The 24,678-nt window shown below is 59.1% G+C and carries 20 protein-coding genes and 2 pseudogenes; 3 read left to right on the top strand and 19 right to left on the bottom strand.

Features of this window, described 5'->3' with window-relative positions:
- Positions 1-7: 7 nt before the first annotated feature.
- The 11 genes from RT582_RS06670 to sdhC form a co-directional block, all read right to left on the bottom strand.
- Positions 8-733, bottom strand: a complete 726-nt coding sequence (locus tag RT582_RS06670; protein WP_014820471.1) for a DUF599 domain-containing protein — start codon at positions 731-733, stop codon at positions 8-10.
- A 120-nt stretch (positions 734-853) separates the two neighbouring features.
- Positions 854-2,173: a branched-chain amino acid transport system II carrier protein gene (gene brnQ, locus RT582_RS06665; protein ID WP_045666738.1), complete on the bottom strand. Its 1,320-nt coding sequence runs from the start codon at positions 2,171-2,173 to the stop codon at positions 854-856.
- 427 nt (positions 2,174-2,600) lie between these two features.
- A complete protein-coding gene (gene sucD, locus RT582_RS06660; RefSeq protein WP_014820473.1) occupies positions 2,601-3,485 on the bottom strand; it encodes a succinate--CoA ligase subunit alpha in 885 nt (294 codons plus the stop codon).
- Positions 3,485-4,651 carry an ADP-forming succinate--CoA ligase subunit beta gene (gene sucC / locus RT582_RS06655; RefSeq protein ID WP_045666739.1) on the bottom strand — a complete coding sequence of 389 codons (1,167 nt, stop codon included), beginning with the start codon at positions 4,649-4,651 and terminating at the stop codon, positions 3,485-3,487. Before sucC ends, sucD begins: the two co-directional genes overlap by 1 nt.
- Before the next feature lie 192 nt (positions 4,652-4,843).
- Positions 4,844-6,280 carry a dihydrolipoyl dehydrogenase gene (gene lpdA / locus RT582_RS06650; RefSeq protein ID WP_041014095.1) on the bottom strand — a complete coding sequence of 479 codons (1,437 nt, stop codon included), beginning with the start codon at positions 6,278-6,280 and terminating at the stop codon, positions 4,844-4,846.
- 95 nt (positions 6,281-6,375) lie between these two features.
- Complete coding sequence (odhB, locus tag RT582_RS06645) at positions 6,376-7,596, bottom strand: 2-oxoglutarate dehydrogenase complex dihydrolipoyllysine-residue succinyltransferase (RefSeq protein ID WP_023447232.1); 1,221 nt, start codon at positions 7,594-7,596, stop codon at positions 6,376-6,378.
- A gap of 69 nt (positions 7,597-7,665) precedes the next feature.
- Entirely contained in the window at positions 7,666-10,497 is a 2,832-nt protein-coding gene (locus tag RT582_RS06640) for a 2-oxoglutarate dehydrogenase E1 component (RefSeq protein WP_014820477.1), read from the bottom strand.
- A gap of 292 nt (positions 10,498-10,789) precedes the next feature.
- On the bottom strand, positions 10,790-11,494 hold the full coding sequence (locus tag RT582_RS06635) for a succinate dehydrogenase iron-sulfur subunit (protein WP_003302396.1): 705 nt from the start codon (positions 11,492-11,494) through the stop codon (positions 10,790-10,792).
- Positions 11,495-11,504: 10 nt separating this feature from the next.
- The gene (gene sdhA / locus RT582_RS06630; protein ID WP_014820478.1) at positions 11,505-13,277 is read right to left on the bottom strand and encodes a succinate dehydrogenase flavoprotein subunit; all 1,773 of its coding nucleotides are present in this window, start codon (positions 13,275-13,277) and stop codon (positions 11,505-11,507) included.
- 3 nt (positions 13,278-13,280) lie between these two features.
- Positions 13,281-13,649 carry a succinate dehydrogenase, hydrophobic membrane anchor protein gene (gene sdhD, locus RT582_RS06625; protein ID WP_015277279.1) on the bottom strand — a complete coding sequence of 123 codons (369 nt, stop codon included), beginning with the start codon at positions 13,647-13,649 and terminating at the stop codon, positions 13,281-13,283.
- Positions 13,643-14,017, bottom strand: coding sequence for a succinate dehydrogenase, cytochrome b556 subunit (sdhC, locus tag RT582_RS06620; protein WP_228207109.1), 375 nt, complete (start codon positions 14,015-14,017; stop codon positions 13,643-13,645). Before sdhC ends, sdhD begins: the two co-directional genes overlap by 7 nt.
- Before the next feature lie 360 nt (positions 14,018-14,377).
- Here sdhC and gltA point away from each other — a divergent pair, with 360 nt between their 5' ends.
- Positions 14,378-15,649, top strand: a complete 1,272-nt coding sequence (gltA, locus tag RT582_RS06615; protein ID WP_003294794.1) for a citrate synthase — start codon at positions 14,378-14,380, stop codon at positions 15,647-15,649.
- 252 nt (positions 15,650-15,901) lie between these two features.
- Here the strand turns inward: gltA and RT582_RS06610 are convergent, their stop codons facing one another.
- On the bottom strand, positions 15,902-16,153 hold the full coding sequence (locus tag RT582_RS06610) for a YkgJ family cysteine cluster protein (RefSeq protein WP_313477039.1): 252 nt from the start codon (positions 16,151-16,153) through the stop codon (positions 15,902-15,904).
- A 128-nt stretch (positions 16,154-16,281) separates the two neighbouring features.
- Between RT582_RS06610 and RT582_RS06605 the strand changes: the two genes are divergently transcribed.
- Both RT582_RS06605 and ppnP read left to right on the top strand, forming a co-directional pair.
- Entirely contained in the window at positions 16,282-16,623 is a 342-nt protein-coding gene (locus RT582_RS06605; protein WP_313476979.1) for a DMT family protein, read from the top strand.
- Positions 16,624-16,700: 77 nt separating this feature from the next.
- The gene (gene ppnP, locus RT582_RS06600) at positions 16,701-16,982 is read left to right on the top strand and encodes a pyrimidine/purine nucleoside phosphorylase (RefSeq protein WP_003302386.1); all 282 of its coding nucleotides are present in this window, start codon (positions 16,701-16,703) and stop codon (positions 16,980-16,982) included.
- 55 nt (positions 16,983-17,037) lie between these two features.
- On the opposite strand, the gene fliT is transcribed toward ppnP, so the two are convergent.
- From fliT to ligA, 7 genes and pseudogenes are all read right to left on the bottom strand, one after another.
- The gene (fliT, locus tag RT582_RS22435; RefSeq protein ID WP_376785671.1) at positions 17,038-17,331 is read right to left on the bottom strand and encodes a flagellar protein FliT; all 294 of its coding nucleotides are present in this window, start codon (positions 17,329-17,331) and stop codon (positions 17,038-17,040) included.
- Positions 17,332-17,374: 43 nt separating this feature from the next.
- Positions 17,375-17,761, bottom strand: coding sequence for a flagellar export chaperone FliS (gene fliS / locus RT582_RS06595; protein WP_313476978.1), 387 nt, complete (start codon positions 17,759-17,761; stop codon positions 17,375-17,377).
- A gap of 83 nt (positions 17,762-17,844) precedes the next feature.
- Positions 17,845-19,284 carry a flagellar filament capping protein FliD gene (fliD, locus tag RT582_RS06590; RefSeq protein WP_313476977.1) on the bottom strand — a complete coding sequence of 480 codons (1,440 nt, stop codon included), beginning with the start codon at positions 19,282-19,284 and terminating at the stop codon, positions 17,845-17,847.
- 159 nt (positions 19,285-19,443) lie between these two features.
- A complete protein-coding gene (locus RT582_RS06585) occupies positions 19,444-19,803 on the bottom strand; it encodes a flagellar protein FlaG (RefSeq protein WP_313476976.1) in 360 nt (119 codons plus the stop codon).
- Positions 19,804-19,879: 76 nt separating this feature from the next.
- Positions 19,880-20,224, bottom strand: a pseudogene (locus tag RT582_RS22430) (flagellin); the annotation flags it as partial.
- Between the two features lie 705 nt (positions 20,225-20,929).
- Positions 20,930-21,829: pseudogene (locus RT582_RS22425) on the bottom strand (flagellin N-terminal helical domain-containing protein); the annotation flags it as partial.
- 402 nt (positions 21,830-22,231) lie between these two features.
- Positions 22,232-24,598: an NAD-dependent DNA ligase LigA gene (gene ligA, locus RT582_RS06575; protein WP_313476974.1), complete on the bottom strand. Its 2,367-nt coding sequence runs from the start codon at positions 24,596-24,598 to the stop codon at positions 22,232-22,234.
- Positions 24,599-24,678: the final 80 nt, after the last annotated feature.

Genomic DNA, 24,678 nt, shown 5'->3' with positions numbered 1-24,678 from the left:
ACGCGCCCTATTCCTTGGGCATTTCGGCCGGGGAAGTTGGCGTGAATACCATCACCCCGAGCACGTCCGAGTGGAATTCGCGGCGATAGAGGATCAGCACCACGCCTGTGGTGACCAACATGAAGAACCAGGGGTGAACGAACCAGGCCAAGGTGGCCATGCCGAAGTAATAGGCGCGCAAGCCGAAGTTGAACTGGTTGGCCGCCATGGACAGGACCCGCGCCGCACGCTCGGCGAAAGCCCTGCGCTCCTGATCACTGACGTTGCGCTCGCCTACCATCGGCGCCGAGGCAACCAGTACCGCGGCGAAGTTGTACTGGCGCATGCACCAGCTGAAGGTGAAGAACGCATAGACGAAGACGACCGCCAGACACAGCAGCTTGACTTCTGAAAGACCGCGGCTGACCGGTTGCGCAAATGGCAGGTCCGCCAATAGCGAAACCGCTCGATCGGATGCACCCAACGCGGTCAGGATGCCTGCAAGGATGATCAGCGTGCTGGATGCAAAGAACGATGCGTTGCGCTCCAGATTGCCGATCACGTTGGCATCGGCGATACGGTTGTCACGCAACAGCAGGCGCTGCATCCAGTCCTGCCGATAGAGGTGCAACACACTCGCCAGACAAGCCGTATCCCGACCGCGCCAGCTCGCGTAGCGGGTGTATCCAGCCCAACAGACGATGAACCAGAGCACGGCGATCAGATGCGGCAGGGTTGAATCGGATAACGTCATGGCGCGCCCTCGGAGACATCACGCGATTATAGCCAGCACCGCGTCGCCGAAGCTTGCGCCTAATGTCAGCGCTACCCCGCGACCGATCTATCGTCAGCCACGGCGCAGCGCGAGAACAAGTCAGGCGTGATGCTGCGCCTGATCGGCGCGACTGAGCAGGCGATCAGTGACGACTGCAAACACCAGCATCACCAGAACCGGAACCAGCCAGCCCATGCTCTGATCGGCCAATGGCAACTGCGTGAACAACACTGGAACCCAATCTGTGAAGCCCGCGGCGGCAAGTCCATCGACTACGCCGAAGATCAGCGTCACCGCCATGACCGGCACGAACACCCGCGAGGGCGAAACCCAGAAGCGATCCAGCAAGCTCAGAGCAACCAGGACGATGGCCAGCGGGTAAAGGCCCACCAAGACCGGCACCGACACACTGATCAACTGCGTCAGACCCTGGTTGGCCACCAGCAGGCTGAACAGAGCGAAAACGACCACCACTGTGCGATAGGAAACCGGCAGCAATGCGCTGAAGAACTCGCCACAGGCCGTGGTCAGGCCGACCGCCGTGGTCAGGCAGGCCAGCGTGATGACTACTGCGAGCAGCAGGCTGCCCGGCGTGCCGAACGTGTGTTGCACGTAGGTCGTCAGAATCTGCACGCCGTTCTCCGCACCGGCGGCGATGCCCTGGCTGGTAGCACCAAGATAGAACAGAGCGAGATAGACCAACGACAGCCCGACCGCAGCAATCACGCCGGCAATCATCGAGTAACGGGTAACCAGCGCGGGCTCGGTGACACCGCGGTCGCGAATGGCGGTGGCGATCACGATGCCGAAAACCAAAGCGCCGAGGGTATCCATGGTCAGATAGCCCTCGAGAAAACCCTTGATCAGCGGCGACGCACGGTAACTCTCACTCGCCGCACCGACCTCTCCCGCCGGGGCGAAAATCGCCGCGCCACCGAGCACCAGCAGTGCCGCCAGCAGCACCGGCGTAATGAACTTGCCGATACGGTTGACCAGCTGACCGGGGTTCAGCACCAGGAACAGCATGGCCGCGAAGAACACCAGCGTGTAGATGAATAGCGGCATGCCGGCGTTACCGCTGAATGGCGCAATGCCCATCTCGAACGAAACGACGGCGGTGCGCGGAGTCGCGAACAGCGGACCGATCGCCAGGTAGACGGCCACCGCCAGCACCGTACCAGCGACCTTGCCGAGCGGTGCGGTCAAACGGTCCATGCCCCCACCCACTCGCGCCAGCGCGACGACGGTCAGCAGCGGCAACCCGACACCTGTCAGCAAGAAGCCCAGTGCCGCCTGCCAGATAAACTCGCCCGACGCCATACCGGCGCTGGGCGGGAAGATGATGTTGCCGGCGCCAAGGAACAACGCAAATGTCATGAAGCCAAGAGCCAGCAGGTCAAAACCTTTCAAACGATTCATGCGGAAAAAACTACCAAATGGATGACGGCATAAATGAACGCGACGCACATGCCACGAGCGCGACGGGTCAGCGGTTCATATTGGCCTGAATGATGGGATACGGGTTTCCTTCAGGGATAAGGGGAAACGTCATTCAGCCGGTTGGGCCGAATCCTTCGTTGCACGCTGTCGCTCTTGTGGACCGAACAAGCGTATGAATGAGCGGCAATGATGCCACGATGCGGCGATGGATGCTGACCGGAGCGTCAACATTGGCCGCGAAAAAACGTCGCGCCGCAGGGTTGAAGCGCGGGACCAAGCAGCGATTGAAGCTGCAACGTTACCAAACCCAAAGCTGAAAGCCCCGAGGCAGAACCGTCAGGTCTGCCTCGGGGCATGCGAAGACTGAGCAGCTCGAACGCCCGGCTGCAGCCGGGCGGGCGTTACATCAAGCCTTCATTTCCCAGCCAGTCACTTCCGCCAGCGCCTTGCCGATATCGGCAAGCGAGCGAACGGTCTTCACACCGGCGTCCTGCAGGGCTGCGAATTTCTCTTCCGCCGTTCCCTTGCCACCAGAAATGATCGCGCCGGCGTGCCCCATCCGCTTGCCAGCCGGAGCGGTGACACCCGCGATGTAGGAAACGACTGGCTTGGTCACGTTGGCCTTGATGAAGGCCGCCGCTTCTTCCTCGGCCGAACCGCCGATCTCGCCGATCATGACGATGGCCTCGGTCTGCGGATCATCCTGGAACAGCTTGAGGATATCGATGAAGGTCGAGCCCGGAATAGGGTCACCACCGATGCCAACACAGGTCGACTGGCCGAAACCGGCGTCGGTGGTCTGCTTCACGGCTTCGTAGGTCAGCGTGCCGGAGCGCGAGACGATGCCGACCTTGCCGGGCATATGGATGTGCCCAGGCTGAATGCCGATCTTGCACTCACCCGGCGTGATCACACCCGGGCAGTTCGGCCCGATCAGGCGCACACCCAGTTCGTCGCACTTGATCTTAACCTCGAGCATATCCAGTGTCGGAATGCCTTCGGTGATGCAAACGATGAGCTTGATCCCACCGAAAGCCGCTTCGAGGATCGAGTCCTTGCAGAACGGCGCCGGCACGTAGATCACCGAGGCGTCAGCACCGGTGGTCTCGACGGCCTCCCGAACGGTGTTGAATACCGGCAGACCGAGGTGCATGGTGCCGCCCTTGCCCGGCGTGACGCCGCCGACCATCTTCGTGCCGTAGGCAATGGCCTGCTCGGAGTGGAAGGTACCTTGCGAGCCGGTGAAGCCCTGGCAAATGACCTTGGTGTCCTTGTTGATCAATACGCTCATTACTTGCCCTCCGCGGCTTTGACAACCTGAATGGCCGCATCGGTCAGGCTGCTCGCACCGATGATGTTCAGACCGCTTTCACTCAGCATCTTGGCCCCCAAGTCGGCGTTGTTGCCTTCCAGGCGAACCACCACGGGCACCTTGACGCCCACTTCGCGAACGGCACCGATGATGCCTTCGGCGATCATGTCGCATCGCACGATGCCGCCGAAGATGTTCACCAGAACGGCCGCGACATTGCTATCGGAGAGAATGATCTTGAACGCTTCGGTCACGCGTTCCTCGGTGGCACCACCGCCCACGTCGAGGAAGTTCGCCGGCGCACCGCCATGCAGGTTGACGATATCCATGGTGCCCATGGCCAGGCCCGCACCATTGACCATGCAGCCAATGTTGCCGTCGAGCGCTACGTAATTGAGCTCCCACTTGGCCGCATGGGATTCACGCGGATCGTCCTGAGACGGATCGGCCATGTCGCGCAGTTTCGGTTGACGATAGATGGCGTTGCTGTCGATGTTGATCTTGGCGTCTAGGCAATGCAGGTTGCCGTCCTTCTTGATCACCAGCGGGTTCACTTCGAGCAGGGCCAGGTCATAGTCCTGGAACAGCTGGGCAAGGCCGACGAAGATATGGACGAACTGCTTGACCTGATCGCCCTTCAGGCCCAGCTGGAATGCCAGCTCGCGCGCCTGGAACGGCTGCGCGCCGACCAGCGGGTCGATGGTGGCCTTGAGGATTTTCTCAGGCGTGTCGTGAGCGACTTTTTCGATATCCACGCCACCTTCGGTGGAGGCCATGAACACGACCCGGCGACTGGCGCGATCAACCACGGCGCCCAGATAGAGCTCCTTGTCGATATCGGTACAAGCCTCGACAAGGATCTTGCTGACTGGCTGACCATTGGCGTCGGTCTGATAGGTCACCAGACGCTTGTCAAGCCACTGCTGGGCAAACGCCCGTGCTTCATCCTTGCTGCGAACCAGCTTTACGCCACCTGCCTTGCCACGTCCACCGGCATGCACCTGGGCTTTGACCACCCATTGCGTTCCACCGATCTTGTCGCAGGCTTCCGCTGCTTCCTTCGGGCTATCGACTGCGTAACCCTTGGACACGGGCAGACCGTATTCAGCGAACAGTTGTTTACCTTGGTACTCGTGAAGATTCATGCTTTCTACCGTCTGGTTTGGTATTGGCGCATTTACGGCACGACGAGCCGCCGTGCCCCCTCACAAGTCGCTGAAAACTATCTGCGAATTCACGATACCTCTCAGCGACCTGCAATCCTTTTCGAATCTGCAGTTTGCAAAAGGCCCGGCGTATCCGCAGATACGTCGGGCCCGGGTACAGCACGAAACCGATTAGCGCTTCTTGCGATTGGCGATGTGGATGGCGTGGCCATTCACTGCCAAGGCCGCTTCATGCAGCGCTTCGGACATCGTCGGGTGCGAGAACACCATCATGCCCAGATCTTCGGCACTGGTGCCGAATTCCATGCCGATCGCGCCTTGCTGAACCAGCTCGGCAGCGCTTGGGCCCATGACATGAACGCCCAGCACGCGGTCGGTCTTGGCATCGGCGATGACCTTGACCAGGCCAGCGGTGTCGTTGGCAGCCATGGCACGTCCGCTGGCCGCGAACGGGAAGGTGCCGACATTAACTTCAACGCCTTCAGCCTTGAGCGCCTGCTCGGACTTGCCGACCCATGCGATTTCCGGGTGAGTGTAGATGACCGACGGAACCAGGTCATAGTTCATCTGGGTCTTGTGACCAGCGATACGCTCGGCAACCATCACGCCCTCTTCCGAGGCTTTGTGGGCCAGCATGGCGCCGCGAACTACGTCACCGATGGCGTAGACGCCGGGAACGCTGGTGGCGCAGTAGTCGTCAACGAAGATGAAACCGCGCTCGTCCATATCGACGCCGGCGTCAGCCGCCAGCAGCTCGGAGGTGACCGGACGACGGCCCACTGCGACGATCAACTTGTCGAAGGTCATCTGCTGCTCGCCTTCAGCGCTGGTGAAGTTGACGGTCACTTGATCGCCCTTCACTTCCGAACCGGTCAGACGAGCGCCCAGCAGAATCTTCAGACCCTGCTTGGAGAGGACTTTGAACGCTTCCTTGGAGATCTGCTCATCGGCAGCCGGCAGGAACTTTTCCATCGCTTCGATAACGGTCACTTCCGCGCCGAGGCGCGCCCAGACCGAACCCAGCTCGAGGCCGATCACGCCGGCACCGATGACGCCGAGCTTGCCCGGAACGCTCTGAAAGTCCAGTGCGCCCGTGGAGTCGACGATGACGTTCTGATCGACCGGCGCCGGCGGAATGTTTACCGGAGTCGAGCCGGAGGCAAGGATGACGTTCTCGGCAGCCAACGTCTGCACGTTGCCGTCCAGGCCGGTCACTTCAACCTGCTTGCCGGCCAGCAGCTTGCCGTGGCCTTCGAATACGGTCACACCGTTGGCCTTCAGCAGAGCCGAAACCCCACCGGTAAGGTTCTTAACGATCTGGTCCTTGCGCGCGACCATGGTCGGAACGTCCATGGCCACTTCGCCAGTGCTGATGCCATGAACCTTGAAGCTCTCGTGGGCTTCATGAAACTTGTAGGAGCTGTCCAGCAGCGCCTTGGAAGGAATGCAACCTACGTTCAGGCAGGTGCCGCCCAGAGCGGTCTTACCATCCTTGCCCTGGTATTTTTCGATACATGCGGTCTTCAGACCCAGCTGGGCTGCACGAATGGCGGCCACATAGCCGCCAGGGCCGGCACCGATGACGACGACGTCGAATTTCTGGCTCATTACGAATCCTCTTCAAAAGCAGCTAAAAGCCAAAGGCTGTAGGTAGCACGGCCGGCTTTCACCTGACCTGCCAGCTGCAGCCCGTGACGTTTCTATCAGATATCCAGCAGCAGACGGGCCGGGTCTTCCAGCAGGTCCTTCATGGTAACCAGGAAGGTCACCGCTTCCTTGCCGTCGATCAAGCGATGGTCATAGGACAGGGCCAGGTACATCATCGGCAGGATGACCACTTGACCGTTAACGGCCATCGGGCGTTCCTGGATCTTGTGCATACCGAGGATGGCGGTCTGAGGCGGGTTGACGATCGGCGTCGACAGCAGCGAACCAAACACACCACCATTGGAGATGGTGAAGGTGCCGCCAGTCATCTCTTCGATGGTCAGCTTGCCGGCCTTGGCCTTCTTGCCGAAGTTGTTGATGCCGCCTTCGATCTCGGCCAGGCTCATGTGCTCGGCGTTGCGCAGGACCGGAACCACCAGGCCGCGGTCGCTGGAAACGGCGACGCCGATATCCTGATAACCGTGGTAGACGATGTCATTGCCATCGATGGAAGCGTTGACGCCCGGCTGGCGCTTGAGTGCTTCGACCGCGGCCTTGACGAAGAAGGACATGAAGCCCAGGCGCACGCCGTTGTGAGTCTTCTCGAACAGGTCCTTGTACTTGGAACGCAGCTCCATGATCGGCTTCATGTTGACTTCGTTGAACGTAGTCAGCATCGCCATGGAGGATTGCGCTTCGACCAGACGCTCGGCGACCTTCGCACGCAGGCGGGTCATCGGAACGCGCTTCTCGACACGATCGCCTTCGGCGAAGATCGGAGCGGAGGCAGCTGGAGCAGCCGGCTTGGCAGCAGCAGCCGGAGCGGATTTCTTGGCTTCGACGGCGGCAACGACATCTTCCTTGGTCACACGACCATCTTTACCGGTACCGGCGATGCTGTTCGGATCGATGCCGTTCTCTTCGGCCATCTTGCGCGCAGCAGGAGCCAGGATTGGCTCTTCACCTGCGGTTGCGGCAGCAGCCGGAGCAGCAGTTTGAGCCGGGGCAGCAGCCGGCGCAGGTGCGGCGGCGGCAGTAGCACCAGCCTCCAGCTTGCCGAGCAGCTCGCCGCTCAGCACGGTATCGCCTTCGTTCTTGACGATCTCGGTCAGCACGCCGTCAGCTTCGGCAAGCACTTCCATCACTACCTTGTCGGTTTCGATGTCGACGATCAGCTCATCACGCTTGACCGCGTCGCCCGGCTGCTTGTGCCAGGTGGCAACGGTGCCGTCGGCAACCGATTCCGGGAATGTAGGGGCTTTGATCTCGATAGCCATTATTCAGGGGTCCTATTGATTCGGTTTCTACATCGAGGCCGCGATATCGCGGCCCCTTGCACGAAATGGTTAAACGGTGAAGGCGTCCTGCAGCAGCTTTTCCTGCTGTTCGGCATGCATGGAGGCGTAACCGACCGCCGGCGCCGCTGAAGCATCACGACCCGCGTACTGAAGGAACAGTTCCTTCTTGTGTGCAGTGGCCACACGGCGCATGTGATGCTGGCTGCAGTACCAGGCACCCTGGTTCATCGGCTCTTCCTGACACCAGACGATGTGCTTGAGATTCTGGTAAGGCGCGAGCGCTTCGGCCAGATCCTCTTCCGGGAACGGATACAGCTGCTCGATACGCACGATGGCGATATCTTCGCGGCCTTCGGCACGACGCTTGTCCAGCAGGTCATAGTAGACCTTGCCGCTACACATGATTACACGCTCGACCTTCGCCGGATCGATCGCGTCGACTTCCGGGATAACGGTCTGGAAGGAACCCTGGGTGAGCTCTTCCAGTGTCGAGGTCGCAAGCTTATGACGCAGCAGCGACTTGGGTGTCAGCGCAACCAGCGGCTTGCGCAGCGGGCGAATCGCCTGGCGACGCAGCATGTGGTAGACCTGCGCCGGAGTCGTCGGCACGCAAACCTGGATATTGTGCTCGGCGCACAGCTGCAGGTAACGCTCCAGACGAGCGGACGAGTGTTCCGGGCCCTGCCCCTCATAGCCATGTGGCAACAGCATGGTCAGACCACACAGGCGACCCCACTTGTGCTCACCGCTGGTGATGAACTGGTCGATCACTACCTGGGCGCCATTGGCGAAGTCGCCGAACTGCGCTTCCCACACGACAAGCGCGTTGGGCATGGTGGTGGCGTAACCGTATTCGAAAGCCAGAACCGCTTCCTCGGAGAGGAACGAGTCGTACAGATCGAAACGCGGCTGACCTTCATAGAGGTGCTGCAGCGGAATGTAGGTACTGCCGTCCTTCTGGTTATGCAGCGCAGCATGGCGGTGCGAGAAGGTGCCGCGGCCGACGTCCTGACCGGAGATACGTACCGGGTGGCCTTCGAACAGCAGCGTGGCGTACGCCATGACTTCCGCGTAGCCCCAGTTGATGGTGAGCGCGCCCGCACCCATCTTCTGTCGATCTTCGAGAATCTTCGAGACCTGACGCTGCACCACGAAGCCTTCCGGCGTCTGCAGCAGCTTGTTGGACAGATCCTGCAAGGTCTTCAGATCGAAGCTGGTGTCATGACGGGCAGTCCAGGCATGACCCAGATACGGACGCCAGTCAACGAAGAGTTCTTTATTCGGCTCTTTGACCAGGCTCTTGACTACGTGCAGCCCATTGTCGAGCGCCGTACGGTACTCGTCGATCTTGGCCTGAACACGCTCGTCGTCCAGCACCTTGGACTGGATCAGCGAATCGGCGTACAGCTCACGAGTGGTGCGCTGCTTGGCGATCTTCTGATACATCAACGGCTGAGTACCGCTCGGCTCGTCCGCTTCGTTGTGACCACGACGGCGGTAGCAGATCAGGTCGATGACGATATCGCGCTTGAATTGCATCCGGTAGTCGACAGCAAGCTGGGTGACGAACAGCACCGCCTCGGGATCGTCTGCGTTCACATGGAAGATCGGCGCCTGGATCATCTTCGCCACATCGGTTGCGTACTCGGTGGAACGAGCATCTTCCTGCTTGTTGGTGGTGAAGCCGACCTGGTTGTTGACCACGATGCGAATGGTGCCACCCGTGCGATAAGCACGGGTCTGCGACATCTGGAAGGTTTCCATCACCACGCCTTGACCGGCGACAGCAGCATCGCCGTGGATGGTTACCGGAAGCACCTTGTCGCCGACCGGATCACAACGGCGATCCTGACGAGCCCGCACCGAACCCTCGACCACCGGGGAAACGATTTCGAGGTGGGAAGGGTTGAACGCCATGGCCAGGTGAATTTCGCCACCCGGGGTCATCACGTTGGAGGAGAAGCCCTGGTGATATTTCACGTCACCTGAACTCAGGCCCTCGACCTTCTTGCCTTCGAACTCGTCGAAAAGGTCGCGCGGATTCTTGCCAAAGGTGTTGACCAGCACGTTCAGGCGGCCACGGTGGGCCATGCCGATTACGATTTCCTTAGTGCCATAAGAGCCAGAACGCTGGATGATTTCGTCAAGCAGCGGAATCAAGCTCTCGCCACCTTCGAGACCAAAACGCTTGGTGCCTGGATACTTGGTACCCAGGTACTTTTCCAGGCCTTCGGCGGCAGTCAGACGCTCGAGCAGATGGCTCTTGATCTCCGGCGAGAAGTCCGGGCGGCCACGCACGCTTTCCAGGCGCTGAACGAACCAGCTGCGCTGCTCGGAATCGACGATGTGCATGTACTCGGCGCCGATGGTGCGGCAATAGGTTTCTTGCAGCGCCTGCAGGATTTCGCGCAGAGTGCCTTGTCCGTTGACCATGGCCAGGTCGGCGGTGCGGAACACGGTGTCGAGGTCGGCGTCGGTCAGACCGTAGTTATTGATCGCCAGATCGGCAGGAACGGTGCGCTGTTGCAGGCCAAGCGGATCGAGCTGTGCTGCCTGATGGCCACGCACCCGATAGGCCTGGATCAGGCGCAGGACTTCGATCTGCTTCTTTTCGTGCTCACTGCTGACGCTACCTGCGGACACAGGCTGAGCACGACGCTGGTTCTTGCCCAGCAGGACGAAGTGGTCGCGAATAGTCGAGTGCGATACATCGGCTGAAGCGCTGCCACCGGAGGGCAACTTCTGGAAGTAAGTGCGCCACTCTTCGGGCACAGCGTTGGGATCGTGCAGGTAGAGCTCATAAAGCTCTTCCACATAGGCAGCGTTACCACCGGATAGGTGGGCACTGTCCCACATGCGCTGCATTACGCTTTCTTGCATGTCTGGTCACCTTCGATAAGGAGACACCACCAGCGTGGAAACCGCAGCATGACTTCCCAAGTTCTGAAGCAGCGACTCAGGTAAAGCCACTACGGACCGCGCAGATAGTTCCCGGGCACAAGCCGGGTGCTCCTGCTGGTCATCAAATTTTCAGAGTGGAATCCCGGCTTTGTGAGCTGGGATTCCTACTAAAACTACGGCGCCGAGCTTCAACTTCGGCGCCGCAGGTGTAACGGGTAACGCAATCCGGCCATTCCAGGCTAGCGCATAACCTTTCGCGACCGGGGTGTCATCAGGTGCCGCTCTGCAGCAGCATGTTGCGTATGTGACCGATTGCCTTGGTAGGGTTCAATCCCTTCGGACAAACGTCAACGCAGTTCATGATACCGCGGCAGCGGAACACGCTGAACGGATCGTCCAAACCTGCCAGACGGTTCTCGGTTTCGGTGTCGCGGCTGTCGGCCAGGAAACGATAAGCCTGCAGCGACGCGGCCGGACCGAGGAACTTGTCCGGGTTCCACCAGAAGGACGGGCAGCTGGTCGAGCAGCAAGCGCACAGGATGCACTCGTACAGACCGTCCAGCTTCTCGCGATCTTCCGGACTTTGCAGACGTTCGATAGCCGGTGGCGGCGTATCGTTCATCAGATACGGACGCACTTTCTCGTACTGCTTGTAGAAGATGCTCATATCGACGGCCAAGTCACGAATAACTGGCAGACCCGGCAGCGGACGTACGACCAGCTTGTTGTTCTTGACCACGGCGGACAGCGGCGTGATGCAAGCCAGACCGTTCTTACCGTTGATGTTCATCCCATCGGAGCCACACACGCCTTCGCGGCAGGAGCGACGATAGGAGAAACCCTGATCCTGTTCCTTGATCAGAGCCAAGACGTCCAGAACCATCAGATCTTTACCATCGGTATTGACCTGAAAATCCTGCATGAACGGCTTTTCGTCCTGATCGGGGTTGTAGCGATAAACACTCACTTGCAACATATCGTCGACCTCAATAAGTCCGAACCTTGGGCTCGAATGCCGGAACGGTCTTCGGAGCGAAGTTCACGGCACGCTTGGCAACGCGCTTGTCACCCGGGAAGTACAGGGTGTGGCACAGCCAATTCTCGTCATCACGCTCTTCGAAATCTTCGCGAGCATGCGCGCCACGGGATTCCTTGCGGTTCTCCGCGGCAATAGCAGTAGCCTCGGCAACTTCCAGCAGGTTCTGCAGCTCGAGCGCTTCGATGCGCGCGGTGTTGAACGCCTGGCTCTTGTCCGAGATTTTGACATTGGCGATACGCTGACGCAGGTCCACCAGCTGAGCAATACCCTTCTGCATGTACTCGCCGGTACGGAATACACCGAAGTAGTTCTGCATGCAGTTCTGCAGTTCTTTGCGCAGCGGGGCGACGTCTTCACCAGTGGTGCGCTCGTTGAGACCGGCAAGACGGCTCAGGGCGACGTCCAGATCGGTTTCGCTGGCACCGCGATGTTCGATACCTTCCTTCAGCGCTTTCTCCAGGTGCAGACCTGCGGCGCGACCGAACACAACCAGATCCAGCAGCGAGTTGCCGCCCAGGCGGTTGGCGCCATGCACCGATACACAAGCCACTTCGCCTACTGCGAACAGGCCGTCGATGATGGTGTCATTACCATTGGCGTCTTGAGTGATGGCCTGACCATGAATATTAGTGGCGATACCACCCATCATGTAGTGACAGGTCGGCACGACCGGTACCGGAGCGGTCACCGGATCGACATGCGCAAAGGTCTTCGACAGTTCACAGATGCCCGGCAGGCGGCTGTGCAGCACTTCTTCACCGAGGTGATCCAGCTTCAGCATCACGTGGTCGCCATCCGGGCCACAGCCATTGCCAGCCAGGATTTCCTTGACCATCGAGCGCGCAACGACGTCACGACCAGCCAGGTCTTTCGCATTAGGAGCATAGCGCTCCATGAAACGCTCGCCGTGCTTGTTGATCAGGTAGCCACCTTCACCACGGCAACCTTCGGTTACCAGCACACCCGCGCCGGCGATACCGGTCGGGTGGAACTGCCACATCTCGATGTCTTGAACCGGCACGCCTGCGCGCAGCGCCATGCCCACGCCGTCGCCGGTGTTGATCAGAGCATTGGTGGTCGATGCATAGATGCGACCAGCACCACCAGTCGCAAGAACAGTGGCCTTCGAACGAATGTAAACGGTTTCACCGGTTTCGATGCAGATGGCGATAACACCAACGACCGCACCATCCTGGTTCTTAACCAGATCGACCGCATACCACTCATTGAGGAATACGGTGTCGTTCTTCAGGTTGCCCTGATAGAGGGTGTGCAGCAGTGCATGACCAGTACGGTCGGCGGCAGCGCAGGTACGAGCAGCCTGCCCGCCCTTGCCGAAATCCTTGGACTGACCACCGAACGGACGCTGATAGATACGACCCTGCTCGGTACGGGAAAACGGCAGACCCATGTGCTCGAGCTCGAACACAGCTTCCGGGCCGACGGAACACATGTACTCGATAGCGTCCTGGTCCCCGATATAGTCGGAACCCTTGACGGTATCGTACATATGCCAGCGCCAGTCATCATTCGGATCGGCCGAAGCGATGGCGCAGGTGATGCCACCCTGAGCGGAAACGGTGTGCGAACGGGTCGGAAAAACCTTGGTGACCACAGCGGTCTTGTGACCGGACTGGGACAACTGCAGCGCCGCGCGCATACCGGCGCCACCGCCACCAACGATGATGGCGTCAAAAGAAAGCGTACGAATGTTAGCCATGAATCAGATACCCCAAAGAATCTGCACGCCCCAGACGAAGAAGGTGAACATGGCAATGCCACACACCGCCTGGAACAGGAAACGAACGCCGGTAGCCCACTTACCGATCGCCATGTTGGTCAGGTAGTCAGTGGAAATCGTCCACATACCAACCCACGCGTGCACACTCAGGGCAACCAGCGCCAACAGGCTGAAGATCCGCATCCAGTTGGCCGAAAACAGCTCATGCCACTGTGCGTACTCCAGGCCCGGGTTCGCAATCAGGTACCCAAGCAGGAACAGAAAATAAGCCGCAAGAACCACTGCAGAAACGCGCTGTGCCATCCAGTCATACAGACCCGAGCGCGAAAAGTTGGTGACATTGGTTACCATATCCACACTCCCGCCAGAACGATCAGCACCGCCGACACGGCGATTACGATTTTCGAGCCCAGCTTGCCGCCTTCTAGCGTCTCGCCATGCCCAGTGTCCATGATCAGGTGACGCACACCCGCCACCAGGTGATACAGCAGTGCGGACAGCAACGCCCAGCTCACCAGCTTGGCCAGCGGACTACCCAGGTACGCGCGAACATCCTCAAAGCCTTCTGGCGAAGACAACGAGGTATCGAGCGCAAGCAGCAGCAAGGCGACACCGACGAACAGGATGACACCGGATACACGGTGGAGAATCGACGTGTAAGCAGTGATGGGGAGTTTTATTGTCCTAAGATCTAGGTTTACAGGTCGTTGGCTTTTCACGGCTTTTTTTCACACTTGAGAGCCCCAGAGCGCAGGGCAAAGTTGTTGGGAAGAGTACGCAGCAGTACCCGCTACCCACGAGTGACAACCTACAGAATACTGCCTGTAAGGCCCCTGCCGGTCGGTGTCCGAGTATAAACAGTTAGGTCACTAATGACAATGTGGTGAAGTGCCACTAAAGGCTGATAGCAGCCCCTATATAAATGCCGTAAACAGTGCACCCAAGCTGTACGCATCCCCCTGCAGAGCCCTCTACGGCATGGGTTCACGCAAATTGACTTTGCGATTTATCACTCTATAGTGATGCGGGCCCTGCGTGGGGGGCCATGATGATTCCAAGCACAAAACAGGAGGCCATACATGGCTGACAAGAAAGCGCAGTTGATCATCGAGGGCGCTGCCCCCGTCGAACTGCCCGTTTTAACCGGTACCGTAGGGCCTGATGTAATAGACGTACGAAGCCTGACCTCCACGGGTCACTTCACCTTCGATCCCGGCTTCATGTCGACCGCCTCTTGCGAGTCCAAGATCACCTACATCGACGGCGACAAGGGCATCCTGCTGCACCGCGGCTATCCCATCGAGCAGCTGGCAGAGAAATCCGACTACCTGGAAACCTGCTACCTGCTGCTGAACGGCGAACTGCCTACCGCCGAGCAGAAGGCACAGTTCGTCAGCACCGTGAAGAACCACACCATGGTTCACGAGCAGCTGAAGTCCTTCCTTAATGGCTTCCGTCGTGACGCTCACCCCATGGCCATCATGTGCGGCGTAGTCGGCGCACTCTCTGCCTTCTACCACGACTCCCTAGACATCAACGACCCGCACCATCGCGAGATTTCCGCGGTGCGCCTGGTCGCGAAGATGCCGACCATTGCTGCAATGGTCTACAAGTACTCGATCGGTCAGCCGCTGATGTATCCGCGCAACGATCTGAGCTACTCGGAAAACTTCCTGCACATGATGTTCAATACTCCGTGCGAGATCAAACCGATCAGCCCGGTGCTGGCCAAGGCAATGGATCGCATCTTCATCCTGCACGCCGACCATGAGCAGAACGCCTCGACTTCCACCGTACGCCTCGCCGGCTCCACCGGTGCCAACCCGTTCGCCTGTATCGCAGCCGGCATCGCCGCTCTGTGGGGACCGGCACACGGCGGCGCGAACGAAGCCGTACTCACCATGCTGGACGAGATCGGCGACGTATCGAACGTCGAGAAATTCCTGGCGAAGGCCAAGGACAAGAACGATCCGTTCAAGCTGATGGGCTTCGGGCATCGCGTCTACAAGAACTTCGACCCGCGCGCAAAGGTTATGAAGCAGACCTGCGACGAGGTGCTGGGCGAGCTGGGTATCAACGATCCGCAGCTGGATCTGGCCATGAAGCTGGAAGAGATTGCTCTCAACGATCCTTACTTCGCCGAGCGCAACCTGTATCCGAACGTGGACTTCTACTCGGGCATCATTCTCAAGGCTATCGGCATTCCGACCAGCATGTTCACCGTCATCTTTGCCCTGGCGCGTACTGTTGGCTGGATTTCCCACTGGAAGGAAATGATCGCCTCCGGCCAGAAGATCGGCCGTCCGCGCCAGCTGTATACCGGCCACACCAAGCGCGACCTGCCGCGTTAAGCGACAACCAGCGCAAAATAAGGCTGCCTTTGGGCAGCCTTTTTTATTCCCCCTGGGCCGACTGAATATTTATCCCTTCCATTCGATTCACTAGAGGTCGACACAGGTGAGCGATGGCCATCGAGCGCAATCAGCGATCTTCCGGCCTGACGTCATTGATCAGCTTTCAGCAGACATACCGGCGCAGCCAGCAACTCATAGCCCGACGAGCAGTTGAATACGCAATCTTGGACTTAACAAGCGCAGACTTGCCTACGCAGTCGCTTGCTCCAGCCAACCCAACAATCGAATCGCATCCTCCCTAGTTTCACCACAGCAAACAGGGCCCGCCGAAAAAGCAGAGCAGACAACCGGCCGCCGCGGATCGCCGAACAGCAAACAGAGAAAGTCAGCGCTTAATTGAATACAGCGCTCCCCAGCGCGCTTGCCATGAGGCATGCCAGGTATCGAGGAGCTAATGGAGGGCGCGATACAGCATGCACCGCAACCAGGGCGACAATCCATAAACTGCCACTCAGTGAAAAAACGGGCGCGATAATAATCCGGCCAAAGCAAAGACACCAGATGCGCCATTGCAGGCGACCGCAGGTGCAAATACGCTAGCGCGTCGCTATTTCGAGCCCACACCCATCATGCCTGTCTGGTTGCAAACCGCCGCCCTACTCTGCTGCTCCAACCTCTTCATGACCTTCGCCTGGTACGGCCACCTGAAGAGCCTGAACGGCAAACCCTGGCTGATCGCCGCACTGATCAGCTGGGGCATCGCCTTCTTCGAATACATGCTGATGGTGCCAGCTAACCGCATCGGCTATACCGAGCTGTCGATCGGCCAGCTAAAGATCATGCAGGAGGTGATCACGCTGATGGTGTTCGTGCCCTTCAGCGTGCTGTACATGCAGCAGCCGTTGAAGCTGGACTATCTATGGGCAGGGCTTTGCATGGTCGGAGCGATCTACTTCATTTTCCGCAGCTAGCACTTCTGCCAGGTGACGCCAGGCCTGGCGCTTGGGCATACTGGCGACCCTTTTCCCGACCCTGCAAAGGAATCCAAATGTTCAAGGTCAATGAGTACTTCGATGGCACCGTCAAATCCATCGCCTTCGACATGACTGAAGGCCCGGCCACGATCGGCGTCATGGCGCCAGGTGAATACGAGTTCGGCACCGCCCAACTGGAAGTCATGCACGTAGTTGCCGGCAGCCTGGACGTGAAATTGCCGGGTAGCGATGCCTGGGAAACCTTCGCCAGCGGCAGCCAGTTCACCGTGCCGGCGAACAGCAAGTTTCAGCTGAAGGTCAAGGTAGATACCGCGTATCTGTGCGAGTACCGTTAAGCATTACAAGCGCAAGGTGGAAAGCCGCCAAGGACTTTCCACCACTGAGCTGCTTTCAGCCGAGTGTCTTGTACGCTTGATCTGCCCGCCTGGACTGATTGAGCTGAGCTAACTCACCAGCAATTCGCTCACGCTCCGCTCTCGCCGCCTGTTGCAGATCCGCATACAAACTAGACAAAGCGCCAACCTGTTCGCGGAGCGCTGAATCACCCCAAGGCTCCATCGCAACAACCTCTGCTACAAGCGCACGACAGCGAGGATCAAGCCCACTGACTGCCCCCCAATCACGGCGAGACAGCGCGTCACTTAGCTCGACCTGAAGATCCTTGAGAGAGCCGATAAGCGTCATAAAAAATACCTTGGTCTGGGTGACCCGAAGGCCCTATTAGATGTTACGCGTACTGCGCAATGCCATCCCAGCCAGCCTTGACTTCCTGAAGCAAAGCCGCGACCTCTGTAAGCGCATCGGCGTCATTGTTGCGGTTAGCTTCCGTCAGCCGCCTGATCATGTACTCATAGAGCCGGTCGAGATTCGCTGAAATCTCGCCGCCCACCTCATGATCAAGGGCCTCGCGCAAGCCACCAACGATGGAGATACTCTTGCCGATAAGCTCGCCCTTTTCGGCGATCCGACCGAACTCGATCGCCCCCTTGGCCTGATAGATACGATCCAGACCACCCTGCATGAGCATCTGGATCAGGCGATGGGGGGTCGCCTCGGTAACCTGAGCCTGCACCCCAACCCGCTGATACTGTTTCATGGCCAACATAGCGTTCATACGTAACTCCAAAGCTGTTCAACGGCACTTACCAAGGTATCGGCCAGCCCGCGCCAAGCTTTAGTCAAAACCTACGTGACCAATCACTTCTTCTGTGTGACAAAGCCCGGCATGCTGTCGAACAGTTGCGTCAGGCTATCGCTGGTGCTCATCAACTGCGCAACCAGGCTGTCCATGGCATTGAACTGCTTGTACAGGCGCTCCTCCACCGCTTTCATACGGGTATCAAGGTCTTCTTTCTGCTTGTCGACCTTGTCGATGGTTGCCTGCAACGAATCGGTTCTGGACTCAAGAATACCGCCGCCATCGGTGTAAGGTTTCAGCTTGTCACCCAAGCGGCTGGTCAACCCATTGTCGCCTGTGAAATAGGCTGCCACCCCCTCGAAGTCCGTACTGACCGCTTTTTTCACCTTGTCGCTGTCCATCTCCAGCGTGCCATCTTTCTTGGTGGTGATCCCCATATCCGCCAGCGCACGAATAGCACCTTCGCCCTGAGGCGAAACCAGTTCGGAGCGAATGGTATTGACCAACGAGCGAACCGAGCTATCCCCGACCAACGCCCCCACTGCCGGCTTCGACGTGTCATTGACTGGCGTGACATTCGTCTCGGTGTTGATGAAAGTCATCAGCGTGTTGTAAGCATCGACGAACTTCTTGACGTTGGCCTCTACTCCGGCTTCGTCCTTGGCGATGGTCAGGGTGCTGGAACCAGCGCTTTTGATATTGAAGCTCAAGCCCGCCACCGCATCATCGATGGTATTGCTGTCGCGGGTTACGGCCAGCCCGTCGATGGTCAGCTTGGCGCTCTGTGCAGTGGCCAGCGTCTGCCCACCTTTTTCGTAAGCCGCCAGCTTAGCGGTGTAATCAGGGTCACCCTCACTGGGTTTGGTAGGCGGGCCGGCATAGGCCAACTCATTCAACGAAACACCGTCTTCCACGACACCAGTCTCATCAACGGCAACCGTAATGTCGTTACCCTCACCCGCCTTGCTGCTGCTCAGCACCAGCCGCGAACCATGGTCGTCGGTGATGATGGTCGCGCTCACTCCCGCACTCTTGCCAGCCTCGTTGATCGCATCACGTATGCCATCCAGCGTGTTGTTGGTCGAGTCGACGGTGATGCCCAATTTAGTATCGCCAACCTTGATATCCAGGGTGCCGGTATTGAGCTTGGCCTTACCATCAATCGCAGCCAGCGCCACCTTGCTGCTGCTGGCCAGCTGCAGAACTTCGACCTTGTAGCTGCCGGCCTGTGCGCTCTGGCTGACACTGGCCGTCATCACCTTGCTATCGGACGAGGTAGCCGTGCGGGCCAGGAATGACGAGGGACTGTTCAGCGTACTCAACGCAGACTGGAAATTGCTGATGGCGCTCTTCAACTGGCCCAAGGAAGTCAGCTGCGTGGTGGTCTTCTTTTCCAGGTTCGCGAGCTGACCTTCCTTCGGCGCCCTCTCCGCGGCAACGATGGCATCGACCATCCCCTTGATATCCATCCCGGAACCAATACCCGTGATACCCGCCATATGTCACCTCGTCAATAAACCACCGGAAAAGCCCGACCACAGACCGAGCATCCAAATACCATGCCTACTCCGCAGCAGGGGCCTTGGCCGCGACAAGACCGGCCGCCACCGCAGCCAAAACAAGAGCGTCGGCGGCCAAGGCCCCTTCCACAAAATTCTTTAGGCCTGCGCTTTGAATAGCAGGCTGCGCATGTCCTCGAGTCGCTCCGAAAGGCGCAACAACTCCTCGGACGGAATCTGGCGGATCAGCTTGCCCGAATCGCCATCCATGACCTTGACCACGACCTGGCCAGTGGAATCGTCCACGCTGAAATCCAGGTTGCGCTGGATGTCCTGGACGAACGCCTTGAACTGCTCCACGGCGGACTGGGCACTTTCAACCGCAGCGCTCTTCGGCTCGGCTCCCTCGGCAGCACCGACCGGCGCCCCCACTGCGCCCTGGAGAATACCGGTGTGCGACGCCTCACGCCGCACGAGATTGATGGCCGCCGCAGTAGACGTTGGAATTATCGTTTCCATGCTCATTACCTCACAACGCAAAAAGGAGGAAGGGGGCTACCCCTTCCTCCACGCTTGTGCCTGCTGGCGTCCTCGCTTACTGAAGCAGCGAGAGAACCGACTGCGGCAGCTGCTTGGCTTGCGCCAGGATCGCAGTACCGGCCTGTTGCAGCACCTGGTTCTTCGACAGGTTGGCGGTTTCCGCAGCGTAGTCGGTGTCCATGATCCGGCTGCGCGCAGCCGAGGCATTTTCCGAGATGTTCTGCAGGTTGTTGATGGTGTTGTCGAAGCGGTTCTGCACCGCACCGAGGTCGGCGCGCTGGGCGTCAATGGCGGCCAAGGCGTTATCCACTACCGCCAGGGCGCGCTGCGCTCCGTCAGCAGTAGAAATATCCAGTTCGCTTACCGCGCTCTTCTCAGAGCTAGCTGTGCCAAAGATCTGATAGCTTCCAGGTACGCCATCAATGCTCTCAGTTTGAGCAGTAAAACTAGTGGCTGTAGTAGCCGTAGTCAGATTTTTTTCGGTAGAAGGAGTCGCTTCACCGGTCTCATCCACCTGTGTTGCTTTGAGCGTGAACTGAGCACCGTCGGCTACCTCGCCACTGGCCTTGTACTGAGTTATCAGGCCAAAGGCTATGTCTCCACCATTGGCCGAACTAATGGTCGCTCCATCATCAGAAACAACCAAGGCACCAGTTGTGTCCTTCTCCAGGATAGCGGCGCGCAGCGATTCCAGCGAAGTGATTCTTTTGTCGCTTAGATCAATCTCTGCACCAATCTTTCCGGACGCATCCGCCACCGCAATGCTTGCGATACTGAATGACACGGCATCATCGGCGGGATCGTCGGGCGATTCGGATGGGGTCGGGGCTGTAAGCGCCAAACCAACTTGAGCAAAGTCAAAACTTACATTGTCCACCGCATCTGCGGAAACTGCGTAGCTCTCAGGCGAGTTTAGCTGCAGATAACCAACCACCGTTTTACCGCCAACATCACTCTTTAAGCCAAAGTCACCATTAGCGTCCTGCACCTGAACGCTCATTGAGACGTTTGTATTACTACCAGTACCGAACGTGACATTCTCACCAGTGGCTGATTCAATAGTCAGCACACCTTCGTTGGAAACGTTAGCTTTCAGGCCCAGCTTGGCAGCATTAGAGTTGATTTGATCCGCCAAGCTTTCAGTGGAGCTGACGCCGACCAACTTTACTTCTCGCTTGCCCTCGCCAGACCCCACGGTCAAAGTGAAATCTGTCGACTCACCTGGATCAGCGTCTACTTCCGCTTTGAATACAGTGCGCGCGGTAGCGGTCAAGCCAGGAATCGCGCCATCAAATTTTGCCGCCAGGGACTTAGCGCTATCACCAGCTTCAACCGAGACGGTTGAATCGGAGCCTCCACCAACGACACGGAGGGTGGTGGCCGAAAAAGCAGCATCAGCATCAGCAACAACGCTGGCTGTCACTGTGGAAACATTTTTTGCAGTTGGAACGCCGTCAACTGAAGCGGCTTTCGTATCGCTACCCGTCTGATAAGAGCCAATCGCACTCGCCGACGCGTTCTTGACAGTGACGTCGATAGTTTCATAGGCATTGGAACCCACCTGAAAACTGGATGTACCAAAGGAGCCATCCATTAACTTTCGACCACCGAAGGTAGTGGTTTCGGCAATACGAGTCAGTTCGGCCTGCTGGGCGGCCACTTCCTTTTGCAGTGCAGCGCGGTCAGCGTCGCTGTTGGAACCGTTGGCGGACTGAATCGCTAGGTCGCGAATACGCTGCAGGATGTTGGTGGATTGCTGCAGGGCGCCTTCAGCGGTTTGCGACAGGGAGATACCGTCGTTGGCGTTGCGTACGGCAACGTTCAGGCCGCTGATCTGGTTGGTCAGACGGTTGGAGATTTGCAGGCCGGCGGCGTCGTCCTTGGCGCTGTTGATGCGGCTACCGGTGGACAGGCGCTGCATGGAGGTATTCAGGGCGTTGGACGTGCTGTTGATGTTGCGCTGGGTATTCAGCGACGGGATGTTGGTATTGACAGTAAGAGCCATGATGTGCCTCCAAGGGCGCTGGTTACTTTGGTTTGCCTGAGCTTGCGACTCCGGGCCGGCTTGTGCCCAGGCACCCATTGAGTTCGCATTCGATTAGCTTATCGGCGCCGTTTGGGTTGGCTTTAGGGCAGATTCGAACTTTTTCGTGGCCCCGGTACCGCTCCAACGCTACGCCAGCACATCCATACTGCGGACTTGCTTGACTAGCTTTTCGGGTGAAGCGGGGAAAACTTTAGGGGATGGCTGAAGCCGTTTCCCTGACCTGGAGTCAAAGGGAGCTCGCTCACTGCTGGTGAGCTTTGCTAACGCATTCCCGGCGAAGGCCGCTCCCACAGATTCGGTGAAACATTTGGGGAGCGGGTATGACAGCGAAGCTCGCTGGGATGAGGCGTTGCGGACGTGCTATGAACCAAGCTGTGCGAGACGGTCGAGGAATTGCGCTTCGTCGAGCACCGCCACGCCGAGTTCGTTGGCTTTGGTGAGCTTCGAGCCGGCGCCAGGGCCTGCGACCACACAGGTGGTTTTTGCGGATACCGAACCAGCCACCTTTGCTCCCAACGCCTCCAGCCGCGCCTTGCCTTCATCACGACTCATGGTTTCCAGCGTGCCGGTCAGTACCCAGGTCTGCCCGGCCAGCGGCAGGCCTTCGGCGGCTTTCCGCTCGCTCTCCCAGTGCATACCGAAATCCCGCAATTGCGATTCGATAGCGCGGGCGCGTTCGGTGTTTTCAGGTTTGTCGAAGTAATCGCGCAGCGCGCGTGCGGCCTTTTCGGTGAGGCGTTCGACCTGACGCAGATCGAGCCAGTCGGCGGCGATGATCGCGTCCAGGCTACCGAAACGCTCTGCCAGGCGCTGGGCGCCGGTGCGGGCGATATAGGGGATATTGAGCCGGTCCAGCAGGTCCGCCAGCGTCGCGCAGGCGGCGAATTCAGGGTGGAGGACGCCCTCCTCCTGCGGCTCGACGCCACGCTCACGCAGCAGCGCGATAACCGTGCGGTTGTGTTCGTCCTCGAAGAAGCTGTGGATTTCGTGGGCAACTTCCAGCCCCACGTCGGGCAGGTAGACGAGCACGTCGGGCAATGCACGGCTGATTCGCTCCAGCGAACCTAGCGCCCGCGCAAGCAACTTGGCGGTTTCTTCACCGACGTCTGGGATGCCGAGGGCGTAGACGAACCTTGCGAGGCTCGGTTTGCGGCTGGCATCGATGGCATTGAGCAGATTGCGCGTGGAAATCTCGGCGAAACCTTCCAGGTCGATGACCTGATCATGGGTCAGGCAGTAAAGATCCGCCGGCGATTTGATCAACCCCCTGTCGACCAGCTGCTCGACGATCTTGTCGCCCAGGCCGTCGATATCCATCGCTCGGCGCGATACGAAATGGATGATTGCCTGCTTAAGCTGAGCCTGGCAGGCCAGACGACCGACGCAACGGTAGATCGAGCCTTCGCTCACCGACTCACGGCCCTTGCTGCGCTTGATCAGCTGGGTGCGCTCCACGGCGGAACCGCACACCGGGCACTGCTCCGGCACATGCACGGCGCGCGCGTCGGCCGGGCGGCGTTCGGCGATTACGCCGAGAATCTGGGGAATCACGTCGCCTGCACGTCGCACGATCACCGTATCGCCGATCATCACGCCCAGGCGCGCCACTTCGTCCATGTTGTGCAGCGTCGCGTTGGAAACCGTAACGCCCGCCACCTGCACCGGCTTCAACCGGGCGACCGGGGTGATCGCGCCGGTACGGCCGACCTGGAACTCTACATCGAGCAGCTCGGTGATTTCTTCCCGTGCGGGAAACTTGTGTGCGATGGCCCAGCGCGGCTCCCGCGCACGGAAGCCCAGTTCACGCTGCTGCGCGACCGCGTTGACCTTGAACACCACACCGTCAATCTCATACGGCAGCGCGTCGCGCTTTTCACCGATGGCGTCGTAGTAAGCCCGGCATTCGGCCACGCCCCTGGCCAGTTTCAGCTCACGACTGATGGGCAGGCCCCAGCTTTTCAGCGCTTCGAGAATACCGATGTGCGTGCCCGGCAGCTCGCCGTCGCTACGTCCGACACCATATGCACACAGCTCAAGCGGACGACTTGCGGTGATCTTCGAATCCAGCTGGCGCAGGCTTCCAGCAGCGGCGTTGCGGGGATTGGCGAAGGGTTTGCCGCCGCTTTCCAGCTGCCGCGCATTGAGCGCTTCGAAGCCGGCCTTGGGCATGTAGATCTCGCCGCGCACCTCGAGTACCGCGGGCCAGCCACTGCCATGCAGCTTCAATGGAATGTTGCGCACGGTGCGCACGTTGGCGCTGATGTCCTCACCCGTGCTGCCATCGCCCCGGGTGGCGCCGCGCACCAGATGGCCGTTCTCATAAAGCAGGTTGACCGCCAGACCATCCAGTTTGGGTTCGCAGCTGTACTCGACCACAGCGCCATCGCCGAACAGGTCGCCCGCCGGCAGATCCAGCCCTTCGCGCACGCGGCGGTCGAAATCGAGCAGATCCTGCTCCTCGAAGGCGTTGCCCAGGCTCAGCATCGGTACTTCGTGGCGCACCTGACCGAACGCCGCCAGCGCCGCGCCACCGACCCGCTGGGTTGGCGACTCGGGTGTCACCAGCTCCGGGTGCTCTGCCTCGAGCGCCTTGAGCTCATTGAACAGACGGTCGTACTCGGCATCGGGAACGCTGGGTTCGTCGAGCACGTAGTAGCGGTAGTTGTGGGCGTCGATTTCGCTGCGTAGTTCGGCAATACGCTCGGCGGCGGTTTGGGCGGAAGGCATAGGGACGGAGCCGTGACTGGGGCTGTGCTGATTCAGACCGCATCAGCGCGCCTTGGTTGATAGTGAGAGGTCGGATTCTA

This window comes from Stutzerimonas kunmingensis (genome assembly GCF_032106285.1).
In the GTDB taxonomy this organism is placed as follows: Bacteria; Pseudomonadota; Gammaproteobacteria; order Pseudomonadales; family Pseudomonadaceae; genus Stutzerimonas; species Stutzerimonas kunmingensis_B.
This window is presented reverse-complemented; position numbering and strand designations above follow the sequence as displayed.